The 23018-nt window shown below is 67.6% G+C and carries 17 protein-coding genes and 1 pseudogene; 7 read left to right on the forward strand and 11 right to left on the reverse strand.

What is annotated here, in order from left to right; all coding sequences use genetic code 11:
* Positions 1-779: 779 nt before the first annotated feature.
* Positions 780-1655: a nucleoside triphosphate pyrophosphohydrolase family protein gene (locus AC1VWI_RS44800; protein WP_499517123.1), complete on the reverse strand. Its 876-nt coding sequence runs from the start codon at positions 1653-1655 to the stop codon at positions 780-782.
* A 127-nt stretch (positions 1656-1782) separates the two neighbouring features.
* Here AC1VWI_RS44800 and AC1VWI_RS44805 point away from each other — a divergent pair, with 127 nt between their 5' ends.
* The 4 genes from AC1VWI_RS44805 to AC1VWI_RS44820 all read left to right on the forward strand — a co-directional run bounded on the left by AC1VWI_RS44805 (position 1783) and on the right by AC1VWI_RS44820 (position 4257).
* Positions 1783-2040 (forward strand): phosphopantetheine-binding protein, encoded by a 258-nt coding sequence (locus tag AC1VWI_RS44805; protein ID WP_499517124.1) that lies wholly within the window; start codon positions 1783-1785, stop codon positions 2038-2040.
* Positions 2037-2462: a helix-turn-helix domain-containing protein gene (locus tag AC1VWI_RS44810; RefSeq protein WP_499517125.1), complete on the forward strand. Its 426-nt coding sequence runs from the start codon at positions 2037-2039 to the stop codon at positions 2460-2462. Before AC1VWI_RS44805 ends, AC1VWI_RS44810 begins: the two co-directional genes overlap by 4 nt.
* A complete protein-coding gene (locus tag AC1VWI_RS44815; protein WP_499517126.1) occupies positions 2459-3370 on the forward strand; it encodes an ImmA/IrrE family metallo-endopeptidase in 912 nt (303 codons plus the stop codon). The genes AC1VWI_RS44810 and AC1VWI_RS44815 overlap by 4 nt, the downstream gene beginning before the upstream one ends.
* 65 nt (positions 3371-3435) lie before the next feature.
* A complete protein-coding gene (locus AC1VWI_RS44820; protein ID WP_499517127.1) occupies positions 3436-4257 on the forward strand; it encodes a thymidylate synthase family protein in 822 nt (273 codons plus the stop codon).
* 6 nt (positions 4258-4263) lie between these two features.
* Here AC1VWI_RS44820 and AC1VWI_RS44825 read toward each other — a convergent pair whose 3' ends face one another.
* Positions 4264-5298: a nucleotide kinase domain-containing protein gene (locus AC1VWI_RS44825; protein ID WP_499517128.1), complete on the reverse strand. Its 1035-nt coding sequence runs from the start codon at positions 5296-5298 to the stop codon at positions 4264-4266.
* 47 nt (positions 5299-5345) lie between these two features.
* Here AC1VWI_RS44825 and AC1VWI_RS44830 point away from each other — a divergent pair, with 47 nt between their 5' ends.
* Positions 5346-5636, forward strand: coding sequence for a hypothetical protein (locus tag AC1VWI_RS44830; RefSeq protein WP_499517129.1), 291 nt, complete (start codon positions 5346-5348; stop codon positions 5634-5636).
* A 348-nt stretch (positions 5637-5984) separates the two neighbouring features.
* Here the strand turns inward: AC1VWI_RS44830 and AC1VWI_RS44835 are convergent, their stop codons facing one another.
* The 5 genes from AC1VWI_RS44835 to AC1VWI_RS44855 form a co-directional block, all read right to left on the reverse strand.
* Positions 5985-9920, reverse strand: coding sequence for a tetratricopeptide repeat protein (locus tag AC1VWI_RS44835; RefSeq protein WP_499517130.1), 3936 nt, complete (start codon positions 9918-9920; stop codon positions 5985-5987).
* A 218-nt stretch (positions 9921-10138) separates the two neighbouring features.
* Positions 10139-13798 (reverse strand): tetratricopeptide repeat protein, encoded by a 3660-nt coding sequence (locus AC1VWI_RS44840; RefSeq protein WP_499517154.1) that lies wholly within the window; start codon positions 13796-13798, stop codon positions 10139-10141.
* 24 nt (positions 13799-13822) lie between these two features.
* The gene (locus tag AC1VWI_RS44845; protein WP_499517131.1) at positions 13823-14251 is read right to left on the reverse strand and encodes a hypothetical protein; all 429 of its coding nucleotides are present in this window, start codon (positions 14249-14251) and stop codon (positions 13823-13825) included.
* 721 nt (positions 14252-14972) lie between these two features.
* Complete coding sequence (locus tag AC1VWI_RS44850) at positions 14973-15872, reverse strand: abortive infection family protein (protein ID WP_499517132.1); 900 nt, start codon at positions 15870-15872, stop codon at positions 14973-14975.
* A gap of 46 nt (positions 15873-15918) precedes the next feature.
* Positions 15919-16839, reverse strand: coding sequence for an abortive infection family protein (locus AC1VWI_RS44855; RefSeq protein ID WP_499517133.1), 921 nt, complete (start codon positions 16837-16839; stop codon positions 15919-15921).
* 840 nt (positions 16840-17679) lie between these two features.
* Here AC1VWI_RS44855 and AC1VWI_RS44860 point away from each other — a divergent pair.
* Positions 17680-17818, forward strand: a pseudogene (locus AC1VWI_RS44860) (transposase); the annotation flags it as partial.
* A 180-nt stretch (positions 17819-17998) separates the two neighbouring features.
* Entirely contained in the window at positions 17999-18175 is a 177-nt protein-coding gene (locus AC1VWI_RS44865; protein WP_499517134.1) for a hypothetical protein, read from the forward strand.
* 92 nt (positions 18176-18267) lie between these two features.
* Here the strand turns inward: AC1VWI_RS44865 and AC1VWI_RS44870 are convergent, their stop codons facing one another.
* Genes AC1VWI_RS44870 through AC1VWI_RS44885 form a run of 4 tightly spaced genes read right to left on the reverse strand, consistent with a single transcriptional unit; the run spans position 18268 to position 23016 of the window.
* The gene (locus AC1VWI_RS44870) at positions 18268-18852 is read right to left on the reverse strand and encodes a hypothetical protein (protein WP_499517135.1); all 585 of its coding nucleotides are present in this window, start codon (positions 18850-18852) and stop codon (positions 18268-18270) included.
* Positions 18849-21464: a tyrosine-type recombinase/integrase gene (locus AC1VWI_RS44875; protein ID WP_499517136.1), complete on the reverse strand. Its 2616-nt coding sequence runs from the start codon at positions 21462-21464 to the stop codon at positions 18849-18851. Before AC1VWI_RS44875 ends, AC1VWI_RS44870 begins: the two co-directional genes overlap by 4 nt.
* Entirely contained in the window at positions 21461-22618 is a 1158-nt protein-coding gene (locus AC1VWI_RS44880; protein WP_499517137.1) for a tyrosine-type recombinase/integrase, read from the reverse strand. The genes AC1VWI_RS44875 and AC1VWI_RS44880 overlap by 4 nt, the downstream gene beginning before the upstream one ends.
* A gap of 53 nt (positions 22619-22671) precedes the next feature.
* Positions 22672-23016, reverse strand: a complete 345-nt coding sequence (locus AC1VWI_RS44885; protein WP_499517138.1) for a hypothetical protein — start codon at positions 23014-23016, stop codon at positions 22672-22674.
* Positions 23017-23018 lie beyond the last annotated feature (2 nt).

A 23018-nucleotide genomic window follows, 5' to 3' on the forward strand; every position in this document is an offset into this window, starting at 1 on the left:
CGTATTCTCGGTGCAGGCTGCGGCGCTACCGGCGGACGTGGACGCTCACGCGCACGACCACCTTGCTAGCCCCTGCCGCCGTCAACCAGGCGACTACCAGCTCGGGTCGGTCGCTGGCGAGCCAGGTAGTCAGTGCGGCAACTACGCACACCGCCGGAACCACTGCTTGGAGCCAGGCGAGGACGGAGGACCTCTTCTGCGCCGAAAGGTCGGAGCTGACGTCGGGACCCGTTTCTGCGGTACGTTCGGATGTGAAAGTGGAAGTCACCCGAGTACCCCTTTCGTCTTGGTGGACGGTCGGACCGTGGCTCGGTGACACGACAGGGAAGTAGTGGCCCATGCTTGCCGGCTGGCCGCTACTTCCCTTCGTCGTGTGCGGGCCGTGCTCACGTCGACTCAAGGTACAGAGGTCCTGGCCCTTACGTTCCCGGCATGTCCCGCCCTCTGAGGCGCAGTTGGGCGATCCGCAGACAGCCCGGGGAACACAAGTTGAGGGTCCCGTGTACTGTGTTGAATGACCTCTGGCCTTCGCCAGGGCGACGCCGAAACCGCAGGTAGAAGTGCTGGATGGTCGCCGCCTAGCCGTTTCTGGACCAGCTGGGGTCACTTGCGCGTGTCGCGTATCCCACATCACCAGTTCACGTTCCGGCTCGCGCGGAAAGGACCTGCGCCCACCGTGAGGCCTTACCGATGCTCTCGGTGTAGACCGACGGGCACGAGGCGATGGATCAGGCTCGTGGAGCCTGTGAGCGGCAAGGGGTTCTCAGGGCTGGTTCCGGCTACGGCGTAACCGCGAGCGTTTGCTGGTCCAAGTCGAGGTGCAGCGTTCCGCCGCCTAGTTCGCGTAGGCGTCGCCAGGCTGCGTATCCGGTCGTGATTGCTTGCTCCCAATCGGCGGCGCGCAGCACGCTGACCTCCAGGTGGGAGGTCATGGAGGCGATGGTCTTGAGGAGGTCGTGGTCGATGTGGTCCACGTTCTCGAGGTAGTTATGGCGGGCGGCGTAGGAGAAGACGAGGGCGGAGATTCCCTCTTCGATGGCGATCGCGCGTCCGCCGTCTTCGGCCTCGTCGGTGGCGGGGTTGCTCTTTCGTTTGCGGCCCAGGAGGAATCGGGAGACAGGGGACCATCCCAGCACCGTGGCGTGGGCGAGGTGGAAGACGTCGTGGAAGCGGTAGTCGTCGCCGATGTGTGAGGCGTCGGTCAGGGGGTCTCCACACCGCTCGCCCTGGTGGGTGAGCACGGCGACGGCCCGCCCGTCACGCTCGCGCTGCTGGAGGGTGAAGGTGAGGGTCGCCTGGCGTGGGAGCTGCTCGGATGCGGGGAAGTCGGCGTCGAAGACGATGCGTTCGGACTGAGGGGTTGGGTGCCACCGGTCGTTGGCCTTGATGAGGCTGGCGGCGGCAATGTCTTCCAGGTCGAGTTCGAACTGGTGGGTGAGGGCGGCGATGTACCACAGGACGTCGCCGAGTTCTTCGCGCAGGTGCTGTTTGCTCGAGGCGAGGCCGGGGCCGTCGCGCAGGCGCTTTTTGTATGCGGTGGCGAGGGAACCGACCTCGCCGACCAGGCCGAGCAGAGGTACCAGGACGGGGTCGGTGCCGGGTGCGGGTGCCTGGAGAGTCTTGATGGCGGCTTGCTGGTAGCGGGCGAAGTCCACGTCATCCTCCTGTCGGGTATTGCGACATGACGGTCGGAAATCTCGACCCCGATGTCGTATGCTAGAGCAGCACTGCCGGAAAATCCGACGAACGAGGGAGAGTCTCCTGAGCGCGAGCGAACCGTCTTTGGAGGACATCGTCACCGTGGTCGTGGAGTTCCTGGCCGAACTGCAGGACCGGGACCCCGACGGGCTGCGGCTGGAACTCGAGGAGGAAGGACAAGAGTTGCCGGTCGACTCTCTGTTGATCGTCGAGATCCTGACCCGCGTCGAGGAGCGCTACGGCATCAACGTCCCCGCGGACGAGGCGGCAGCCCGCTCCACCCGGTCGGTGCGCACCTTCGCCGCCACCATCCTGGCCGTGATCAAAGAAAGGCAGCCATGACGCCTCAGCCCGCTGAGTCCCGCCGCGACTCCGAACTAGACCTGCTCGGGGAGCGCCTGCGCGCCACCCGCGACTACCTGGGCATGTCGCAGCAGCACGTGTCAGACATGACTGGCATCCCGCGCTCGGCGATCAGCGACATCGAGCGGGGCGCCCGCCGTGTGGACAGCCTGGAGTTGAAGAAGCTCGCGCGCCTTTACATGCGCCCGGTGTCCTTCTTCCTGGCCAAGGAGGAGGAAGCAGACCTCGGGGAGCATGCGCTGGCCGGTCTCCCCCGCGCTCTGGTCGGCCTGAGCGACGGCGACTGGGACGAAGTCCTCAGCTTCGCGGAGTTCCTGAAGTTCCGGCGCGCCAGCGAGCAGGAACGCGCGGCGGAGCAGACCGTGTCCAGTTCCCCGCAGAAGGAGGGCCGCAGCGAGTGAACTGGGACGTGGCCCACCAGGTCGCCGCGATGGCGGCCGTCAAGGCGCACCGCGACCTGGGTGTGGACCGCAGTGGGTACGTCGATGTGTACGCCGCCTTGCGCCGGGCGGAGGTGTTCGGGATGGCCCGTCCGTTGCCGAAGCTCTTCGGGATGTACATGTCTCCACTCGACAACGGGCCGGCGGTGCTGCTGAACAGCGGGCTGGACATTGTCGCGCAGCGGCACACCGCGGCGCACGAGCTGGGGCACCATCGGCAGGGGCACAGCACCGCGCTGGATGAGGAGCTTGACCGCACCGCGGGGTGGGGGGACGGCAGCTGGCCGGACGAGGAGAAGGTCGCGGAGGCGTTCGCTGCGTGGTTCCTTATGCCTCCGGCTGCCGTCCATGCGTCTCTGCAACGGATTGGGGTGCGCCGGCCCCTGGTCCCGGAGCATGCCTACCGGGTCGCTCGCTGGTTGGGCACCTCCTATGCCGGGACGGTGAGCCACCTCCACCGGCTGCGGCTGCTGACGCGGGAGCAGAGGGCTGAGTGGCTGCGGGCACGGCCCGCGGCGCTCAAGGCAGATCTGGCCGGCGGCACCGTGCCCGGCAAAGCCCACGTCCACGTAGTAGACGCCGGCGCCCATGACGCCACCGTGCGGGCGGACGCCGGTGACCAGCTCGTGCTCGGCAACACGGAGGCCGTGTTCGAGCAGCTGCCCAACGGCCTTGTTCTGCAGGAGGGCCAGCCTGGTCAGCTGGCGCTGGGCGAGGAACCGCCCGCTGGAACGACCGCCGAGGTCACCGATGCGCTGGCCGGGACGGTTTCGGTCACGGTCCGCATACCTGGGGCAGGGGGGCTGCTGGAATTCGCCGTGCAGCGCCAGGCACCCCGCGTGGGCGTTCAGGATCTGTGGCCCCACTGAGTAGTCGCTCCCCCGGTTCTTCCCGCACCGCTTTGCCATCCTCACCACGCGCGTCAGGAGCCGCAATGCCGCACATGTTCGTCGTCGAACAGCAGAACACCTCGCTGGCCTGGAGGGACGCCTGCCTGGAGCTGGACGTGCCCGGCAACCCGAGGCGGGACGCCTTTCACACCGTGGTGCGCATCGCCAACGCCGCCGCCGAGGACCCGCGGTTGCGTGCCGACTTCGACCGGATGCGCGAGGAGAAGGGCTACCGGCTGATCGAGACCGTAGCCAACACGATCTTCCCTGTGGGCCTCGCGGCCGTCTCCCGGACGCCCGAGGACCTGGTGCGCCGCTACCGGGAGATGTACTTGCGGCTGCGGCGCATCGACAGAGGCAACGCCACCGGCACTTACTTCGGGCGCATCGTCGCCTATCCCGGGGCGGACGGCGAGGTCGACCAGCTGACCTCGCTGATCGAGCGCATCCGCCGCCAGGCCGCGGGCAAGGCCCCGATGAGCGCCGCCTACGAGATGGACATCGCCCTCCCCGGCGACCCTGACCCGGGGCCTGCCGAGGGAACGACGCCGGGCGAAGGTACCTGGTCAACCCCGGTGCACATAGCGGGGAAGGACAACGGGTACCGCGGGTTCCCATGCCTGAGCCACTGCTCGTTCCAGCTGGACCGCGACCGCACCCTGCACGCCGTCGCGCAGTACCGCAGCCACTACATGGTCGACCGCGCCTACGGCAACTACCTGGGCCTCGGCCGTCTGCTGGCCTACCTCGCCGAGCACGCCAAGGTGCGTCCCGGCACGCTGACCGTGATCGCCGGGCACGCTCAGATCGAGAAAGACATCACCGCACTGCGCCCCGTGCTCCAGGGCCAGCTGCAGCTGTCGTGATCCCCGTCAGTGCGCCGGCGTCTTCCCACCGTTGATGCCCCACTTCGGCGGGAACCAGGCGGTCACGGGTGCGGAGTCCCGGCGGTAGGCCTGCTTGATGCGGCTACGTCCGCTGATCCCGGCCACCTCCGGGTGCGCCACACGTGCATACTTGTCGACCTCACAGAACAGGTTCTGGCAGTCGATCAGCTGAAGCGCCCGGCCGTTCAAGCCTCCGAAGGCCAGCCCTAGGCGGGCGAAGTGCTCGCTCTGCGTCTCCGCCATATAGCGGATGACGTCGGCTTCAATGCCGTCGGCCAGCCGTCCGAAGCATTTGCGGATCCCGTCCCGAGCCCCCGGGCCCGGAACCACGAAGTCCATCTCGGAGAAGGTCATCTGCGGGGCGTAGTTGAGGTCCACCAGGTACTGGTAGGCAAGAAACGGGCCGAGAGCCGGGTATCCGAGGAGCACCTCGTAGGCTTCGCGCATCGTTGTGGCCGTCAGCACCCGCTCCGGAGCGCCGGAGGTCATCATCATCTCCAGCAGCCGCAGATGGTTGCGGTGCTTGCGCTCCTCCCCCAACTGCGGCGGGGGCACGATGTATGCGGCGGAGTACAACCTCTCTCCCCGTGAGAACGCCGCCGACAGGACCTGATCGTAGGCCCGGTAGTCGTAGCCGTCCCACCGGATCTCACCCAGGGCCTTGGTCAGCAGGTCCCAGGTTGAGACCTTGTTGAAGATCTTGAACAGCAAGGTCCGGAAGAAGATCTCCTCCCACTGCTGCGGCCCCTGGTAGATGACGTCCCCGATGAGCACCTGGCTGACCCGGTCGGCCGCGCGGTAGCAGTTGGTGAACCGGTGCTGGCTCAGGATCGGATCATCGGTCCACGGCTGAGCCCGGGCTTCCAGCCTCGCCTCGTACACCGCCTGCCGTGCCGCGGCGAAGCGCCAGTACGTGTCGAACACCGGTGAAAGACGCAGCGTCCGCCCCGCTACCTGCACCTCGTCTGGCTCCCCGCCGGCGCGTTCGGACGACCGACGGTCTTGCAGCAGCGTCACCATAGCCTCAATATATATTCGTTATACGTGGATACGTCGAGGGGGGCGCCATGGAATTGCTATGCCATCAGCGGCGACGCACCACCTCGGTGGGCTGGCCCGTGGACGTCGACGACCGGCTCAATCTCCTCCTGCGGGCGGCCGCGGCCGCCGGCGAACGCACCTCCCGATCGGAACTCCTGGCAGCTCTGGTAGCCACGGCCGACCTCGACGCCGCTCACCTGGCTGCCCTCCTCCACGCCTACCGCCAGATGCCAGCCGACGCTCTCGCGCCCGACGACAGCCACGAGGAACTCCCGGTCGTACGGTCGCCAGGACCTCGGCGCCGCACACTCCCTTAACGAGGTATCGCACCGAGCGTCACAGCCTTGCCGCTTCCGAAAAAACCTGTCGTAGCTCTGCCTCCGGTAAACGTGTCTTCCTGCCCCGCACAGGGCTGTCCAGCGAACGGCTGGCGGGAGCCACGCACGGGGCAGACCTCACCCTGTACGGTGCAGGCAAGGCGACAGGCAGCGTCAGAAGCGCAGCAGCCTGCGCAAATCTGCTCCGGCCGGCGCTCACCGCCCCATCCCGAGCCGCCGGGCGCCTCAGTACGCCTTCCTACGGCGCACGGTACGAGACACGGCATCCGCACTGATCCCATGAACGCCGTTACTGAACGCTTGTACCCTTCACACTTCTTACTCGGGTCACCCTTCTGAAGAGCAATCGCTAGACACTGTCCTGCCCCTCCGCCGTAACGGGCTGGGCAGAGGGCGCGGAGCGGCGTGAACCCGGGATTGCTCGAGTTGCCGGTGGGTCTTGAGCGTGTCGGGGTGGTCAGGGCCCAGCACCCTCAGCCGGTCGGCCAACACCTCGGTGAAGCCGGTCACGGCGCCCGCCGCATCACCCGCCTCCCCCCGCCACCGCGCCAGCTCATGCCGGGTCGCGAGCGTCTTGGGGTGGTCAAGGCCCAATACCCGCACCCTGTCGGCCAGCACCTCACCAAGCGCGGCAGCAGCACCCGCCGCATCACCCGCCTCCCCCCGCCACCGCGCCAGGTCATGCCGGGTCGCGAGAGTGTCCGGGTGGTCAGGCCCCATCACCCGCACCGTGTCAGCAAGAATGTCCGCGAAAGCGGACAGCGCGCCCGCAGCATCTCCCGCTTCCCCCCGCCAGTAAGCGAGGTTGTGCCGGCTAGCGAGCGTGTCGGGGTGGTCAGGAGCCAGCACCCGCACCCTGCCGGCCAACACATCGACAAGCGTGGCAGCAGCACCCGCCGCATTACCCGCCTCCCCCTGCCAGCACGCCAAGCTGTTGCGCGCAGCTAGGGTGTGGCGATGGTCGGGACCCTGCACCCGCACTCGGTCCGCCACCAAGTCGGCGAAGGCAGTCACGGCGCCCATCGCATCTCCCGCATCCCCCCGCCAGTAAGCGAGGTTGTGCCGGGTGGTCAGAGTGTCGGGGTGGTCAGGACCCTGTACTCGAAGCCGGTCGGCGACCACACCGGCAAGCGCGGCAGCAGCACCCGCCGCATCACCAGCCTCCCCCTGCCAGTCGGCGAGGGAGTCTCGGGTGCCGAGAGTGTCCAGATGGTCCGGTCCCAGCACTCGCACCGTGTGGTCCAGGAGTTCAGTGAAAGCCGCGGCAGCGCTTGCCGCATCACCCGCATAGCCCATCCACGCAGCGAGGTTACGACGCGTGTTGAGAGTTCGGGGGTGGTCCGGGCCGAGCACCCGCACCATGTCTTCCAGCGCCTCGGCGAAGCCGGCTGCGGCGCCCGCCGCATCTCCCGCATGGCCCTGCCAGTGAGCAAGGCTGCATCTGGTGTGGATCGTGTCAGGGTCGTCGGGGCCGAGCACACGCATCCGGTCGGCCACCAACTCGGTGAATACGGTTACGGCACCCGCCGGATCCCCCGCCTCCCCGATTCGGTAGCCGAAGTTGTGCCGGGTGACGAGGGTAGCGGGGTCGTCGCGACCCAGCACCCGCGTCCGGTCAGCCAGCGCCTCGCTAAGGACGGTGGCGGCACCCGCCGCATCACCAGCCTGATTCCGCCAGTAGGCCACTTGGTGTCGAACGGTAAGGGTCCGGGGGTGATCGGGACCCAGTACCCGCTCCGCGTCTTTGAGCAGTTCGACGAAGGCGGCAGCCGCACCCGCCGCATCTCCCGTATGCCCCCGCCACTGAGCCAGGCTGTTCCTGGTGCTAAGGGTGTCGGGGTGGTCCGGGCCCAGGATCTGAAGCTGGTCAGCCAGCAGCTCAGCGAAGTCCGCCACCGCACCCGCCACATCCCCCGCCTCCCCCCGCCAGTCCGAGAGACTACCTCGGGCACTGAGAGTGTCCGGGTGGTCAGGACCCAGCACCCGCTCCATATCTTCAAGTAGTTCGACGAAGGCGGCGGCCGCACCCGCCACATCCCCCGAATGCCCCCGCCACTGAGCCAGGCTGTTCCTGGTACTAAGGGTGTCGGGGTGGTCCGGGCCCAGAACCCGAAGCTGGTCAGCCAGCAGCTCAGCGAAGTCCGCCACCGCACCCGCCACATCCCCCGAGTGGCCCCGCCAGCTGGCAAGGCTGTTTCGGGCGCTGAGAGTGTCCGGGTGGTCAGGACCCAGCACCCGCACCCGGTCAGCCAGCAACTCGGCGAAGGCGGCGCCGACCGCTGCGCCCTCCGATCGGTTTCCCCACTGAACGACGTTATGCCGGGTGGTGAGGGTGTCGGGGTGGTCTGGACCCAGCACCCGAATCCGGTCAGCCAGCAGATCGGCGGAAGCAGTCGCCGCGCCCACCAGGTCCCCCGCCTTTGCGCGCCAGTAGGCCAGGTTGTGCCGGGTGTTCAGGGTGTCCGGGTGGTCGGAACCCAGCACCCGTACCTGGTCGGCCAACACCTCGGCAAGTGCGGCGGCAGCGCCCGCCGCATCCCCCGCCTCTCCCCGCCAGTCCGAGAGGCTACCTCGGGCACTGAGAGTGTCCGGGTGGTCAGGGCCCAGCACCCGAACCCGGTCGGCGAACAATTCAGTGAAGGCTGTCACCGCACCAGTCACATCCCCCGCCTCGGCCCGAAAGGAGGCGATTCTATGCCGGGTGGTGAGGGTGTCAGGGTGGTCAGGACCCAACACCCGGACCCGGTCGGTCAACACCTCGCAAAGCACGGCGGCAGCGCCCGCCGCATCCCCCGACATGCCCCGCCATCGCCCCAAATCATTTTGAGCGGTGAGCGTGTCGGGGTGGTCAGGACCAAGACGGGAGGTACAGGTGAGGACGAGTCGATCAAAGCATTGGCGAGCGGCCGCGAACTGACCGGCCTGGCCGAGGCTGTTACCGATTAGGTAGAGCACCTTGTGCGCACCGGCACGGTACAGTGCGCCTTCGGCGTTCTCAGCGAGAGCAGTGGCGTTGGCGCGCAGAGTTTGGGCAAGCCTGGCATCGGGGCTGCGTTCGACATCGGGCCAGGCAGCCAGCAGAGCATCGGCAGCAGCAGCAGCGCACTGATCATGCTGCTGGGGGGCGAGGGAGTCGCGGGTAGCGCGCTGGATGAGCTGGTGAATGCGGACGGCCTGGTGTGGGGTGTCGGGGGCGTGGTCAATGAGGCTGAGCCGGTGCAGCACTCGCAGCGCCTGGTGCGCGTCCTCGGACTGGACCTCTTCCGTTTCCGGAGAGCTACTCTGCTGGGTGAGGGTGCGGTGAGCAGCGAGGTAGGAGAGGGCGGGCGCGCTCGTCAGGGCGCTTTGGGGTGTGCCGTTGGGGTCGAGCATGGCAGCCAGATGGAGCATGGGGCGGGCCAGACCGGCGGGGCGCACGGTATCAGCGCGTTCGATGGACAGGGACCAGGTGGCAGCGGCCGTGGCGGTTTGGTCGTCAGGCAGAGTCTCGGCCTCCGGCAGCAACTGTGTGAGTTTGCTTGCACGGTCGGCGAGCCGCCGGCGGTAGGTGGCGCAGTCGAGGCCGGTGTCAACGAGATAGGCGGCGGCCTGGGCGAGGGCCAAGGGCAGGTATCCGAGCTCGCTGGCCAGGGCAGTCAGCTCGGCGGCCTCCTCGTCTCTGTCTGTAAGGGAAGTGGTGAGGTAGGTGCAGGCTTCGACCTTGGTGAACAGGCCGACGTCGATGGTCTGGCGGCCGCGGGCAATGTCCCGGCGGCGGGTGGTGATCAGGGTGCGGCCATGGGGGCTGTCAGGCGGCCAGAGTCCGCGCAGGTCGGCGGGGTCGGCAACGTCATCAAGGATGATCAGCCACCGGCACGCGGTTGCCGCGGCCTTGGGGGTGAGCCAGGCCAAGAAGGAGCGGGCAGCCTCTTCCGGGGCGTTTGGGTCGGCCCGGCACAACTCGACGCCGGCCTGGGCATATCCCGTCACGATGGGAGAACGGGCGCTTGCGCTGACCCATACCAGGACGTCCAGGCCTCCGACCTTGTTGCCGTCGCCCCAGGCGGTGCGGGCGTAGTCCGCGGCAAGCTGGGTCTTCCCCACCCCGCCCATCCCGGTCAGCACCTGGCACAGCACGGCGGTGCCCCCGCTGTCGACGGCTGTTCGTAGTCGCTGCACCTCAGCGCGGTCCTGAAAGAAGTGGGCAGGGGGCGGAATCACGCCGACCTGGTGCGGCCAGGCAGCCGGTTCCCTGAGCTCACGGGGCGGCTGGACCACGATCATGCTGCCGCTCACGGCCGTCGCGCCAGGTGCCGTGGCATATGCAGACCCCGTGCGCGACACACTGCGAGGGACGGAACCGGCAGTCGGTGGCGGCCCACGACGAACACCGGCCCCCTCCGCGCCAAACGCGCTCAAGCCATCAGCGGTGCCCGCGGCAGTCTGCTCGCCGTCCCGCGCTGCCTCACCCAGCGCGGTCTTACGCCTGCCCCCCGGCCATCTCACTGTGCCTCACCACTCGGGCCGTCTTGACGAAGGACGTCGCTGGACATCTGGACCTTCTCAGGCACGCTGCTGAAGCCCGCCGTACGACAACCATCCAGTTGAGCAGCAGCCTCCCCGTCGGCTTCCCCCTGCCGCCGCGCCAGCTCATGCCGGGTCGCGAGAGTATCGGGGTGGTCGGGCCCCAGCACCCGAAGCCGGTCAGCCAACACCTCACCAAGCGCGGCAGCAGCACCCGCCGCATCACCCGCCTCACCACACCACCGCGCCAGCTCATGCCGAGTGGTGAACGTGTGCAGATGGTCGGGCCCCAGCACCCGAAGCCGGTCAGCCAACACCTCACCAAGCGCGGCAGCAGCACCCGCCGCATCACCCGCCTCACCACACCACCGCGCCAGCTCATGCCGGGTCGCGAGAGTGTTGGGGTGGTCAGGCCCCAGCACCCGAAGCCGGTCAGCCAACACCTCACCAAGCGCGGCAGCAGCACCCGCCGCATCACCCGCCTCACCACACCACCGCGCCAGCTCATGCCGGGTCGCGAGAGTGTTGAGGTGGTCAGGCCCCAGCACCCGCACCGTATCGGCTAGGACGTCAGCGAAAGCGGCCATCGCGCCCGTAGCATCACCCGCCTCCCCCCGCCAATACGCGAGGTTCTGCCGGGTGCCGAGGGTGTCGGGGTGGTCAGGACCCTGAACCCGAAGCCGGTCGGCCAACAACTCGGCAAGCCTGGCAGCAGCACCCGCCGCATCACCCGCTCCTCCATGCCAGCCGGCGAGGGAGTCTCGGGTGTCGAGGGTGTCCGGGTGGTCAGGACCCAACACCCGCAGAGCGTGGTCCAGGAGTTCGCTGAAGGCGGCGACCGCACTTGCCGCATCACCCAAGTAGCCCCTCCAGCCAGCGAGGTTACGACGGGTGTTGAGAGTTCGGGGGTGGTCCGGGCCGAGCACCCTGACCATATCTTCCAGCGCCTCGGCGAAGCCGACTGCGGCGCCCGCTGCATCTCCCGCATGGCCTCGCCAGTGGGCCAGGCTGCACCTGGTGCGGATCGTATCCGGCGCGTCGGGGCCGAGCACACGTGTCCGGTCGGCCAGCAACTCAGTAAAGACGGTTACAGCACGGGCCGGATCCCCCGCATCCCCGATTCGGTAACCGAGGTTGTGCCGGGTGACGAAGGTAGCGGGGTGGTCGGGACCCAGCACCCGAACCCGATCGGCCAACACCTCAGTAAGGACGGTGGCTGCACCCGCCGCATCACCAGCCTGGGCCCGCCAGTAAGCGACTTGGTGTCGAACGGTAAGGGTCCGGGGATGATCGGGACCCAGTACCCGCTCCGTGTCTTCGAGCAGTTCGGCGCAGGCAGCGGCTGCGCCGGCCGCATCACCCAAATGCCCCCGCCAGTCGGAGAGGCTGCCTCTGGTACGGAGAGTGTCGCGGTGGTCCGGACCCAGCACCCGCAGCTGGTCAGCCAGCAAATCAGCGAAGTCCGCCACCGCGCCCGCCACATCCCCCGAGTGGCCCCTCCAGCTTGCGAGGCTACCCCGGGCACTGAGAGTGTCGGGATGGTCCGGACCCAGCACCCGAACCCGGTCAGCCAACAGTTCCGCCAAGGCGGCGCCAACCGCCTGCCCCTCCGGCTGGCTTCCCCACTGAACGACGTTATGCCGAGTGATGAGGGTATCGGGGTGGTCAGGGCCCAACACCCGCAGCCGGTCAGCCAGCACCTCGGCAGAAGCGGCCGCCGCACCCGCCACATCCCCCGTCTGCGCGCGCCAGTAGGCCAGGTTGTGCCGGGTGTTCAGGGTGTCCGGGTGGTCAGGACCCAGCACCCGTACCTGGTCAGCCAGCACCTCGGCAAGCGCCGCGACAGCACCCGCCACATCCCCCGTCTCAGCACTCCAGTCAACCAGGTCATGCCGGGTGTCGAGCGTGTCCGGGTGGTCCGGACCCAGCACCCGAACCCGATCGGCCAACAGTTCAGTGAAGGCGGTCACCGCACCCGTCACATCCCCCGCCTGGGCCCGAAAAGAGGCAATTCTGTGCCGGGTGACGAAGGTATCGGGGTGGTCCGGACCCAGCACCCGAACCCGATCGGCCAACACTTCGGCAAGCACGGCGGCAGCGCCGGCGGCATCCCCCGCTTCGCCCCACCACCTCCCCAGGCCGTACTCGGCGGTGAGCGTGTCCGGGTGGTCAGGACCAAGACGGGAGGTACAGGTGCGGACGAGCCGATCAAAGTATTGGCGAGCAGCAGCAAACTGACCAGCCTGGCCGAGGCTGTTACCGATTAGGTAGAGCACCTTGTGCACACCGGCACGGTACAGAGCCCCTTCGGCGTTCTCAGCGAGAGCAGTGGCGTTGGCGCGCAGGGTTTGGGCGAGCCCGGCATCAGGGTTGCGTTCGACGTCGGGCCAGGCAGCCAGCAGAGCATCGGCAGCGGCAGCAGCGCACTGATCGTACTGATGAAAGGCAAGGTAGTCGCGGGTCGCGCGCTGGATGAGCTGGTGAATGCGAACGGCCTGCTCTTGGCCGTCAGAAGCATGGTCGATAAGGCTGAGCCGGTGCAGCACGCTCAGGACTCGCTCGGCGTGGCGCCGGGTAACGGGTTCGCTGTGCGTTGGTGCGCTGGCAGTGAGGTGATCGAGTACTGGTTGGCTGGTAAGGACGTCGTTGGGGATGCCGTTGGGATCGAGCATGGCGGCGAGCTGCAACATAGGTCGGGCCATGCCCGTCGGTCGGATCCGGTTGGCATGCTCGATCGACAGGGACCATGTGGCGCTCATGGCGTGGGACTGGTCGTCGGGGAGAGCGTCGGGTTCCAGGTCCTCTAGACGTGCAGTGCGTTCGGCTAGCATCTCGCGATAGGTACGGCAGTTCAGGCCCGTGTCAACGAGGTAGGCAACCGCTTGGGACAAGGCCAGTGGAAGGTAGCCCAAATCTTTGGCTAGCGCACCGATCTGGCTCGTATCCTCTTGCCGGCTGTGCAGCGCCAGGGACTCTGTTACGTATTCTGTGGCCTGTCCAGCGGTAAACAGGCCCAGGTTGATCCGCTGTCCAGGTAAAGCGGCGTCACGTCGCCGGGTGGTGATCAGGGTATGTCCGTGCGGGCTCTCCGGCGGATACAGACCCTTGAGGTCGGCCGGGTCGGTGACGTCGTCCAGGACGATGAGCCACCGACACGGCGCAGTTCCCTCAGGACTGTCCAGCAAGGCAAGGAAGTGACTGGCGGACCGCTCTGGATTGCCTGGCTCTGTGGCGAGGAGGTCTTCGGCGGCTTGGGCATATGCGGAGATGATGGCGGGTCTACTACTCGCGGTGATCCATACCAGCACGTCTAGTTCGCCTGCTTGCCAAGCCCCGCGAGCGTAGTGGGCGGCAAGCTGGGTCTTCCCAACTCCGCCGGTACCGCGCAGCACGTGACGCCTAGCGACCGTGGCGCCTTTGGTCAGTGCCGTCCGCAACTGCTCTGCTTCAGTTCGTTCCCGGAAAGCCTCCGCTTCGCGGGGAAGGACGCCGACCTTGTGGGGCCACGGCACCCGGGTCCGACCGTGCACATGCACGGATGTGATGGGGCCGCTGTGGTATCCACTGATCGCCACCCCTCCCGGCCCGGAAGTGGCTGATCCGGTCTCCCGTACCTCGAGACCTTGGCGCCTAACCATGCCACTCACCTTGCGGATCACGGGTTACCTCTCGCTGTACCCGCTGACAGCGTCCCCGTCCCCAGTGGCTTCGGCATCGCCGGTCCGCTCCACGGTCACCGAACCGGACGATCGGCTCCCGCGGTAGCCCGAAACCGCGTTTCCCGCGCCTGCGGTCTTGGCAGCACCGGTGTCACGCACGACGACCCCTGATGAACTGGTCTGGGGAAGCGCGGCCCAGATGCCTACGCCCACCGCTGCCACGCCTGCAAGCGCGGAGGCCACCGTCGCGATCCGGCTTGCTGTCTCCCACTGCGAGACGGCAAATACCCATCCTAGAACGGCGACGACCACACAGGTGCCAGCCAACACCACGCGCTTCATCGTCATCCCGCCATCCTCACGCACACTCTGGAGCAGCGATACCGCTTTGGCTGAAGGACTCACCGTTGAATCGATGTTGGCGAGGATCACTCGATCTTGAGTTCTGATGCCATCCCTGGCGAGCCATCGTCGAGCAAGCGGCGCATGAACGCAGAGCGAAGCGAGAGCAAGCCAAGGTTCATGGCAGGTCCGCGAGCCGATCAAGTCCTTCGCAGCTGGCACTGCTGCCACGAAGCACAGCACAGGGAACGGCAGCCGATAGCCTTACCGACGATCCCCCTGAGCGGGACCGCCTGGACTTCACGCTCGCCCGCCCTGGGGTGCGGCAGTGGAAAGCCACCCAGCTTGTCCGGCCGGCGGCGCCCCGCTGGCTTGCCCGGACTACGGCTATCGGATGCGCGCCAAGGCGTCGCCGTGGGAAAAGCGGCTCTTCGCGGACGCCCCAGGCTCCCCGGCGCGCTCCTTGGCTGGTGAGTTGATGGTGCAGGCCGCGGGCGTCTTAAGGAGAGCGGGTAGTGCGGCGATGCGGGCGGCGATGATGCCGAGGCTCGACGCGTAGCCCCCGTCTGACCACGGTGCCCGCACCCTGCCCGAGATCAACAGCACACTCCAATGATCAACCAGGCCATAGATCGGCGCCCGCCAATACGCGTCCGGACATACTTGACGCCGTCCGCAGCAACCTGCGTCACACCAGGTGCAGCCCCTTGGAACCAAATCGCCAGAGACAACAATGCAGTTCACGCCGAAACAGTCCCGAGTCCGCATGTATATGAGGTCTAGGAGGTCAAACAGTTATCCGAGGCTGCAACTAATACCGGACGTGACACACGAACTCTGTGACGGTCACGGTGCTGTTCAAAGCCAGCCTGGCGTGACGGGTGAGTGCCGGGCTCGGTGCGGTGCGCCCATGACCGAGCCCGAGCTGGTTGCGCAGTTCTGCCAGGCCTTGCACTGTCGTGGTGAGCGTGCGCAGGATCTTGACCACGGTGGCACTCGCCTTGGCGTGGTCAGCTACGGCGTCGGCGTTCAGGCCCAACAGAGTTGTGACGCGTTTGAACAGCGGCGGTAGGTCCTCGCCCGGCGGGAACTCGATGCCCTGGTGTTCCAGGATGATCTTGCAGAGGCTTTCGACGAGTTCTTTGCACGAAGCGATCGCTGCGGCCGGGTCGCGTTCCAGGCCGGCCCTGATGCGCTCCTGGTGTTCGTGGAGGACGCGGGGGTCGGTCAGCAGTGGCCGCGATTCGAACTTCAGGTCCGGCCGGGCGCCGTGGAAGGACGCACGGGGCCCGCCTGCGTAGATCGGCAGCCCGCTGATGTACTCGGTCGGATAGAGCTCAAAGCCGTCTTTGGCGAGGATGTTGTTGAGCTTCTCGGCTAGACGTTGGACCTCGTCCGGGTCACGCCGCACCACGGGGTGGAGCATTTCGGCGAGGAAGTTCAACAGCGGCTGCGGAGAGTCGCTGCTGAGGCCGAAACGGGAGTCGGTGAACACCCAGTCCGGAAGCCAGTCGTCGTTGTTGATGCAGTGCTGCCAGATGTCTTCTCTGGCCGTCAGACGCCGGTAGCCGTCGCCTTCGAGGGCGTCCAGGTCGTATAGGCGCTCCAGGAACCTCACCTCGTCCAGAGCGCCCCACCACCAGACCTTCTCGACGACCAGGAGGTCTTGGAGGCGCTGGCGGGTGACGACGGTGAGCTGCTGCGGTGCCACCGGGTGCCCTTTCCTGTGAGAAGTTCCAGCTCGCGCGGGTTCAGATTCAGATTGAGGCTGCGGGCGCGGTGCCCGCAGGCTGCGTCGGGTTGGGGGCCGCCTTGCGCCAGGGGGCGTCGGGATCGGCGAGGGTATCGAGCATCAGCTCACACCAGGTGGCCGCCGTGCCCACGGCGAACCGGGCATGCCGGGGTCCCAGCCCCGTGGGTGCGGCCAGCCGTCCGTGGCCGGTCCCGTACCGGTTGCGCAGCTCCGCGACGCCGATGGCGGCCGAGGTCAGTGCGCCCAGGATGCGCTTGATGCTCTCGGCGTTGTCCGGGCTACCGCTGGCGCGGGCCAGCGGCACTGCCGCGGGGTGGAGGTTGAGGGCCTGCTGCGCCTGCTTGATCAGCGCGGGCAGATCCTGACGCTCGTCGACAGGCAGGTTCCGCTTGAGCAGCACCAGCTTGGCGGTCGCCTCGATGAGCTGCTTGGCCGCACCGATCGCGTCATCGGGGTAATCGGCCCCGAACCTGCGCACCCGCTCCAGCTCCGCTTGGATACCCGACGCCTCGGACAGGGCGTCAGCGTGCACGACCAGGTGAGCCACGCGTGCCGTGTGCAGGCGCAGCTCGCCATCCAGGCGGCATCCGTCCCGTGCGAACGCCTCCCGCAGATCCACCATCGTGTCGGCAGGTAGGCCGTCCCCGCCGTTCTTTCGGCTCTCACGGTCCAGGCGGCGCAGCATGCTCTCGAACACCCGCAGGGCCCGGGTCACATGGTCGTGGTCCGTCCAGTCGACGGACGCGGCGTAGGAGTCGAAGAGCTGCTTGCGGACCCCGCCCTCGCCCGGTGTGAAGCCAGGGGCCGGGGCGAAGTGCTCGTTCTCCCAGTACTCACCGATCGCCCCTGCCACCAGACCACTCATCAGTCCCCGGACAGCGTTACGGGTGGTCCGGGAGAGCAGTTCACGATCGGCGGTGACCATATAGGCAGATTACGGGGCTGACGGTAGCGTGGACCGGCATTTTTACCTTGCGGCTCCAGCAACGTATCGATGGAGGCGTCGGTCCAGGATGGGCTTGCGGCGTCCGGGCCGGCTCTCCAGGATGTGCTCGCATGTCCGGTCTCCTGCCGTGAACTCGGCTCCGGTGCGTGCCGACATCGCCCGGAAGAACGCCCGGCCGTCCGGGGACTGGCTGCTGGTCGTCCACCGGAAGCCGGGACCGTCCAGGAGTGCCCTGTCGACCAGGAGTGTGCCGAGGCCTTGCCGCTGCACTTCCGGGGAGAGTGAGATCTTCGCGATGACGCCGCGGCTGCACTCGTGACACACCTTCCACACGAGCCGCGCATCGGATATCCCATCACGTCCGTAGACGCGAATGTCCTGGAAGCCGGCAGGCCGCATCGCGGCATACAACAGAAAAAACCGCTCGGTCCTCGGGCGACGGAGAAGCATCCACCGCCAACTCCATTCGTCCAGCCCGTCAGGTGTCCTCACGAGAGTCCCTTCGCCCGGCCGCTGCCGCATCCGAGTATCTCGGGCGTCGCCCGGAGTTGTCCTCCAAAGGACGACGCCTGCCTCGCTGACACGGCATGCAGCGAGCGCTGCGCCCCGGACTACTCTTTCGAGGGCCTGGCGGTCTTCCACCAGGCTTCCGGCCGGTCCTCGCATCCGGCGTTGGTATCCATCCTCACCTGTCAACCGGTACCTGATCCCAGATCGCAGGGCTGTGCCGGCCCTGCGATAGGAGTACGTGTGGTCCGGGAAAACCGGCAGGTGGTGCCGCGCATCGCGGCACGAAGAAATGCCCGCGCCACCAGCGTCGGCCGCTTCCGATCGGAGGCCACATTCGCCTCCTACTGCGGTGTCGCACCACTGGAGGTGTCCTCGGGGGACGTGAAACGACACCGACTCTCACAAGCAGGAGACCGGCAGCTGAACTCCGCCCTGGACGTCATGGCCACCACCCCGATCCTCCACCCCATCCCGAGGCAGGCCAGTACCAGCGCAAACGCAGCGAGGCAGGGGCGGGGCACGGGGAGCAGTCGGTTGACGGCCGCGCGACACTCACGCAGTCGGGCCCGTCCCCGTGGCACCGGAGGAACGGCCGTAGGCGCCGCGTACGCGAGCCGACAAGTGGGCCGTGAACCTTCGCGCGGCCCGGCGGTTCCACGGACGCGAAGGAAGCCTCCACCCGCCAAGGAAGCATGTGGAGCAGCTCACCGAGCCTGACGGGACGGTGGTGGAGGTCAAGCTGGGCCAGTTCCTGGGCAACACCCGCCACCGAGCCGACAAGTTCACTGCGGAGCGGCGGGCGTAACTCGACACACTCGGCATGCGCTGGTAACAGCGGCCCGGCCGCTGTCACGGGGTCCGGGCAGCCCTCGGCTGCGGCCGTGCGGGAACTACCTGTCAGGGCTGGGAGCGGGGCAGGAATTCAGCGAGCTGGGCTTCGAGGTCAGCGGTGCGTTTGTCGAGGAACCGGTTGTTGTCGCGTGCGCTGGTGAGGCGCTGCTGGAGGCGTTTCTGGTCGGTGGTGAGCTGGTGTACTTGCGTTTTGAGGCTGGTGTTCTCGGTGATGATCCGTTGGATGGATCCTTCGGGTAGGTCGTGTTCGAGGTCGCGGATCTTGCCGAGGAGTTCGCCGATGCGGATGCGCTGGATGCGGATCTCGTGTTCGGCAGCCTGTAGGGCGTCTTCGGCGTTGAGTGCGCGTTCTTTCCAGCCGGCTTGGGGGGATGTGGCGCGTTGTCCTTCGCGGGCGGGGGCCCGTCGGTTGATGAACTCGGTGACGGCCTCGCTGATGAGGGCTTTTGCTTGCGCATTTTGGTACAGGAAGGTGCGCGAGACCTGTGCGGCCTGGGCGATCATGGTGACGGTGGCGGGTGTCTTTTCGCGGCGCAGGTCGGTGAGTGCCTGTCGGACGCGCTCCAGTTTGGCTTGGGTCTGACGGCGGCGTGCGGCGTGGGCTGCCTCCGTCTGGTCTGGTGGGTTCACGGCTGCCTCGCGGTGGGCTGCGCAGGGGCGGGCGGGTCTTGTATCGCTGCCAGGTCGCGGGCGCGAAAGGCTGTGCTCCAGATGCTGTGGAAATAGTCCTGGGGGCGGCGTAGGTCCATGGCGAGCGCTTCGTTGAGGAGGCCGAGGCCGGCGAGGGCGCGTTCGAGGCCGTCGATGGCGCGGGCGGTGGGTTCGAAGACGCTGTGGAGGTAGTCCGCGGTGGCGTCGTCGGGAGCGTTTTCCGCGATCGAGCGCCACTGTTCGGCCTTGCGTCGCCAGTAGAGCAGGTCGGCGCCGGAGAGCACGAATTTGTCGCAGTTCTCGCAGTCGAGGTTCCAGGGGCAGGTGTCGCCGTTGACTACGGGCTGGTAGGTGCAGAATCCGCCGTGGGCTGGGGTGCTGCGCAGGGAGAGGTCCAGAGCTAGGGCGGTTGCTTCTGCGCGGGTGAGGGGTGTGGTGGTGCCGGAGATGAGCTCGCCTGGGTGCGGGGCTCCGGGGCCGGCGACCCAGACGGTGTGCAGGATGTCTTCGAGGTCGTCGTTGGTGATTTTGATGTAGTGCTCGGCCATGCGGTCGGAGACTTGGCCGAGGTAGCGGCGGATGTGGGTGAGGGAGGCTCCTGCGCGTAGGAGATTGGTGGCCAGGGTGTGGCGTGCCTGATGGGCAACATAGGCGCCGCCGAGGTCGAGGCTGTCGATCCAGGCTTTGAAGCGCGAGTTGAAGTGGCCGTACGAGATCGGCTGCTGGCCGTTGGGGTTGCGGATGAGTGAGGGGAACAGCGCCATGGCGGTGCGTTCGGCCGTGGTGGGTGTTCTGCCGTGGCGGTGCTCGAAGCGGGTGAGTGTCTTGGTTCTGCGCTGGTCGAGGCGTTCGTAGAGGGGTTCGGGGATGCGGACGGCCTCGTTGTAGTTGCCGACTTTGGTCTGGTCGTGCCAGAGCATCGGCAAGGTCCGGTAGCGGCCGATGCAGTCCAGGCGCAGGCTGGTTACTTCGCTGCAGCGGCGTCCGGTGTAGACGATCGTTTCCCAGACGTCGCGCAGTCCGTTGTCGTTGGGGTCGAAGTCCCGGGCGAAGCGCTCGAGGTTGTCCGGATGGGACAGGGCGCGGGCGGCTTCGTCGGTGAAGGGGTTCCTCGATCGCTTCTTGAGGCCGGCGCCGCCGTTGGGCATGGCGACGATGAAGCCGCGGTCCAGGCCGAGCTGTTCGGACTGGCCGGTGGTGAGAGCGCTGTAGAGGAGCTTGCGGGCGCTGTTGAGGACCCATTGTCGGGTGATGTCGGTGACGGTGGAGGGCGTCCCGTCCACGCGGACCATGCTCAAAGAGGGCAGGGAGTGGCGGGCGCGGTGGTTCTGGTCGGCGACGAAGCGCTGAGCGTGCTCCTGGCGCAGTTGTGCCGGGTCATGGCCGGCGGCGGGGGCTTCGGCTTGCAGGAAGGTGCCCAGTTCGACGGCGGCGCGGCGCATGTTGTCGAAGGGCCCTCGGGTGCGGGGGCAGTGCGGGGAGCGCAGCCACTCGGCGAGGTGCTCCCATAGCAGGTCGCGCAGCCAGCGTTGCGGTACGGCGGAGATGTCGAAGTGGCTTTGGGCGTTTTTGAAGCGGCGGCCGAAATGGTCGGTCTCCAGGAAGCCCGCGTCCTTGGTGTCTGGGGGGCTGTAGTAGATGCAGCGCAGGCCGTTGACGGTCTCCCAGCAGATCTGGCGGACCATGGAGTCGAGCTGGCGGCGGGTCAGGCCGGGGTAGCCTTCCGCGTCAAGGTCGGTCAGGGAGGTGAACCGTCCGAGCCAGCAGTGGTTGACCAGGTTCTTGATGCCGTTGAGGTCCCAGATCGAGTGCTGCTTGAGCTGCGCGTGGGCGTTCAGTCCCCACTGGATTTCCGCAGCAAGCAGCGGGGGCAGGCCATACAGGTTGATCAGTCCGGGCTGGGTGACGGGCAGCGCCTGGGCGCACCATGTGCGGAAGTCGGCCTCGTCTTGGTAGCTCACCGGCCGCTGTCGGCTGGCTTGCGCTCTTGCGCTGGCTCCTGTGGCAACCTCGGCTCCTCCGGGCCGGCCCTGGCTTTGGTAGCGGCTCTCGTGCTGGCGGCACAGCCCCAGCGAGGAGGCGGCCAGAAACGGGCACGCCGCCTGGCATGTGCCGAATCCGGCCATCGGGGTCTGCGTGCGCATCCAGTCGCGGAGGCGCTCTTCGGCGGGCTGGTGTGCGGTGCCGGCGTGCTGTAGCCAGCGGCTGTAGTGCTGGGCGCACAGCCGCAGGGCGGCCGTGGTGGCTGGGCGTTCGGGACAGATGCGGCGTGGCCCGTGCTCGGTTCCCCTGGCGGCGGGGAGCGGCTGAGCGGTGCGCAGGAAGTGGGCCTTGGTGGTACCGGTGGTCTGGGCCTGGTTCCACAGGTCGTTATGGGACCCGCAGATGCTGTGTCCCATTCGGCGTGAGCGCTGGCAGCCGTCGATCGAGCACTGCCAGGCGTAGACCGGGTGCTGCGGCGGAACGTTGATCACCGCTTCGCGGTAGAGGGGGTCGAAGCTTGGGGCGGTGATCAGCGCGGTGAGCAGTTCGAGGCGGTCGCGCCGTACGCGGCTGGTGTCATCGTTGGCGAGGATCGTGAGGGGGATCATGGCTGCTGGGACCAGACATGATCCAGGGCCGCGGCGAAGGCCGGGTCGTGGACGTCCGCGTGGCCGTAGACCTGCTCGACGGTGGCGGCCGACGCCCATCCGCCCGCGTCCCGCGCGATGACGGAGTTGCCGCCGGCCGCGTCGAGCACGCCGGTGGCGAAGCTGTGCCGGAAGGCGTGCGGGGTGATCCTGCCGAGCTCCAGCCGGTGGCCGGCCCGTCGCAGCATCCCGCGGGCCGCGTCCGTGGTCCACGGCCGTCCGCTGGTGGGACCGCGAAGGCTGACCAGGAGCATGCCGTGCTGCGCGTCGCGGGGGTACTGGGTGGTCAGGTAATCGAAATAGGTGTGGATCATGGCCGGGCTGACCCGGCGGATGATCCCGCCCGAGACGGTGCCGTCCCGCTGCTCCCAGGGGTACTTGCTTTTCACCCGGGCCCGGTTGGGATTCGTCTCGCGATGGCAGATGTGTACGTGCGCGGTCCGGCACTCGCCGCATGCGGCGTCCCGGCGCAGATGCAGGTCGGCCAGGTGGAGCCCGCACAGTTCACCGATCCGGAACCCTCCGTCGGCGAGCCAGGTGATCACCATGGTGTCCCGCGCGCTGGCCGCCTGGCCGGCCAGCTGTTCGCGGGCGCCGGTGGGCAGCATCTTCGGATGCCGCCGCACAGGCCGGTCGGGAGCCAGCGGATTCGCCGGCATCCCGGTCAGGACGTGCCCGGTCATCGCGCGGTGCCGGTCGGCCCGGGTCGGCAGCCTCGTCACCCTCAGCTCCTCCGCGACGCCGCCGTTCACTCCCTGCATCGCCTGGTAGAGGTAGAAGCCCTTCACGCACGCAGCCGCCGTTTTCAGTGCGCTGTGCCCGTAGGGGCGTTTCCCGACCCGCCACGGCGGACCGAACGGGCCACGGTGCTCGGCGCCGAGAGCGGCCATGTAGTGCTGCAGATCCCGCAACGTGACCACCGCCGGGTCCAAACCGGTCATGCGCAGCCACCGCAGATGATCCACCAGCAGATACGCGTACGTCCGATCCGTCCCTGCCCGACACGACCGCAAGAACCCATCCGCCACAGCCACCGTCTGACACTGCTCATCCACGACCGTGTAGGAAACCCGCCGGTCGGCACGCACAACCTCCTGCACCCGCAGATCGCCCACCACCAACCAGGCCACCCTTACTCCTCGTCGTCTGTGACCAAGACGACGAACAGTCAACCGTCCGGGCCGCGTGTTCTGGCCTGGTTCCGGCGAACACCGCGTACACACACGAAACGGTTGGTAAAGTCGACGACGACGAGATCCCATGGCGGGCATCCGAACTGGGCGTGGGCCTCGCGGATGTGGTGGAGTGAACCGTAGGTCGTGAACACGGTGAAGGGGCCGCCGGCTTCGGCCACGGCTGCGATCTCCTGCGGACGTTGGGTCATCACCACCTCGTCCGTGGACATGCCGGTGTCGCGTTGAGTCACGGAACATACCCCGAGCGCCATTCCGTTGCGCCCGGCCTCACGCCACCGCCGGATGGTCTGCTGAAGTTTCCCCGTGATCTCGGACACGT

Source organism: Streptomyces sp. TOM-9 (genome assembly GCF_056858595.1).

Bases quoted from the DNA above. Each gene is read 5' to 3' on its own strand.
- AC1VWI_RS44835 (WP_499517130.1), bottom strand. From the start codon at position 9,920: ATGATCGTGGTCCAGCCGCCCCGTGAGCTCAGGGAACCGGCTGCCTGG.
- AC1VWI_RS44810 (WP_499517125.1), top strand. From the start codon at position 2,037: ATGACGCCTCAGCCCGCTGAGTCCCGCCGCGACTCCGAACTAGACCTG.
- AC1VWI_RS44875 (WP_499517136.1), bottom strand. From the start codon at position 21,464: ATGATCCCCCTCACGATCCTCGCCAACGATGACACCAGCCGCGTACGG.
- AC1VWI_RS44840 (WP_499517154.1), bottom strand. From the start codon at position 13,798: ATGGTTAGGCGCCAAGGTCTCGAGGTACGGGAGACCGGATCAGCCACT.
- AC1VWI_RS44830 (WP_499517129.1), top strand. From the start codon at position 5,346: ATGGAATTGCTATGCCATCAGCGGCGACGCACCACCTCGGTGGGCTGG.
- AC1VWI_RS44855 (WP_499517133.1), bottom strand. From the start codon at position 16,839: ATGGTCACCGCCGATCGTGAACTGCTCTCCCGGACCACCCGTAACGCT.
- AC1VWI_RS44825 (WP_499517128.1), bottom strand. From the start codon at position 5,298: ATGGTGACGCTGCTGCAAGACCGTCGGTCGTCCGAACGCGCCGGCGGG.
- AC1VWI_RS44820 (WP_499517127.1), top strand. From the start codon at position 3,436: ATGCCGCACATGTTCGTCGTCGAACAGCAGAACACCTCGCTGGCCTGG.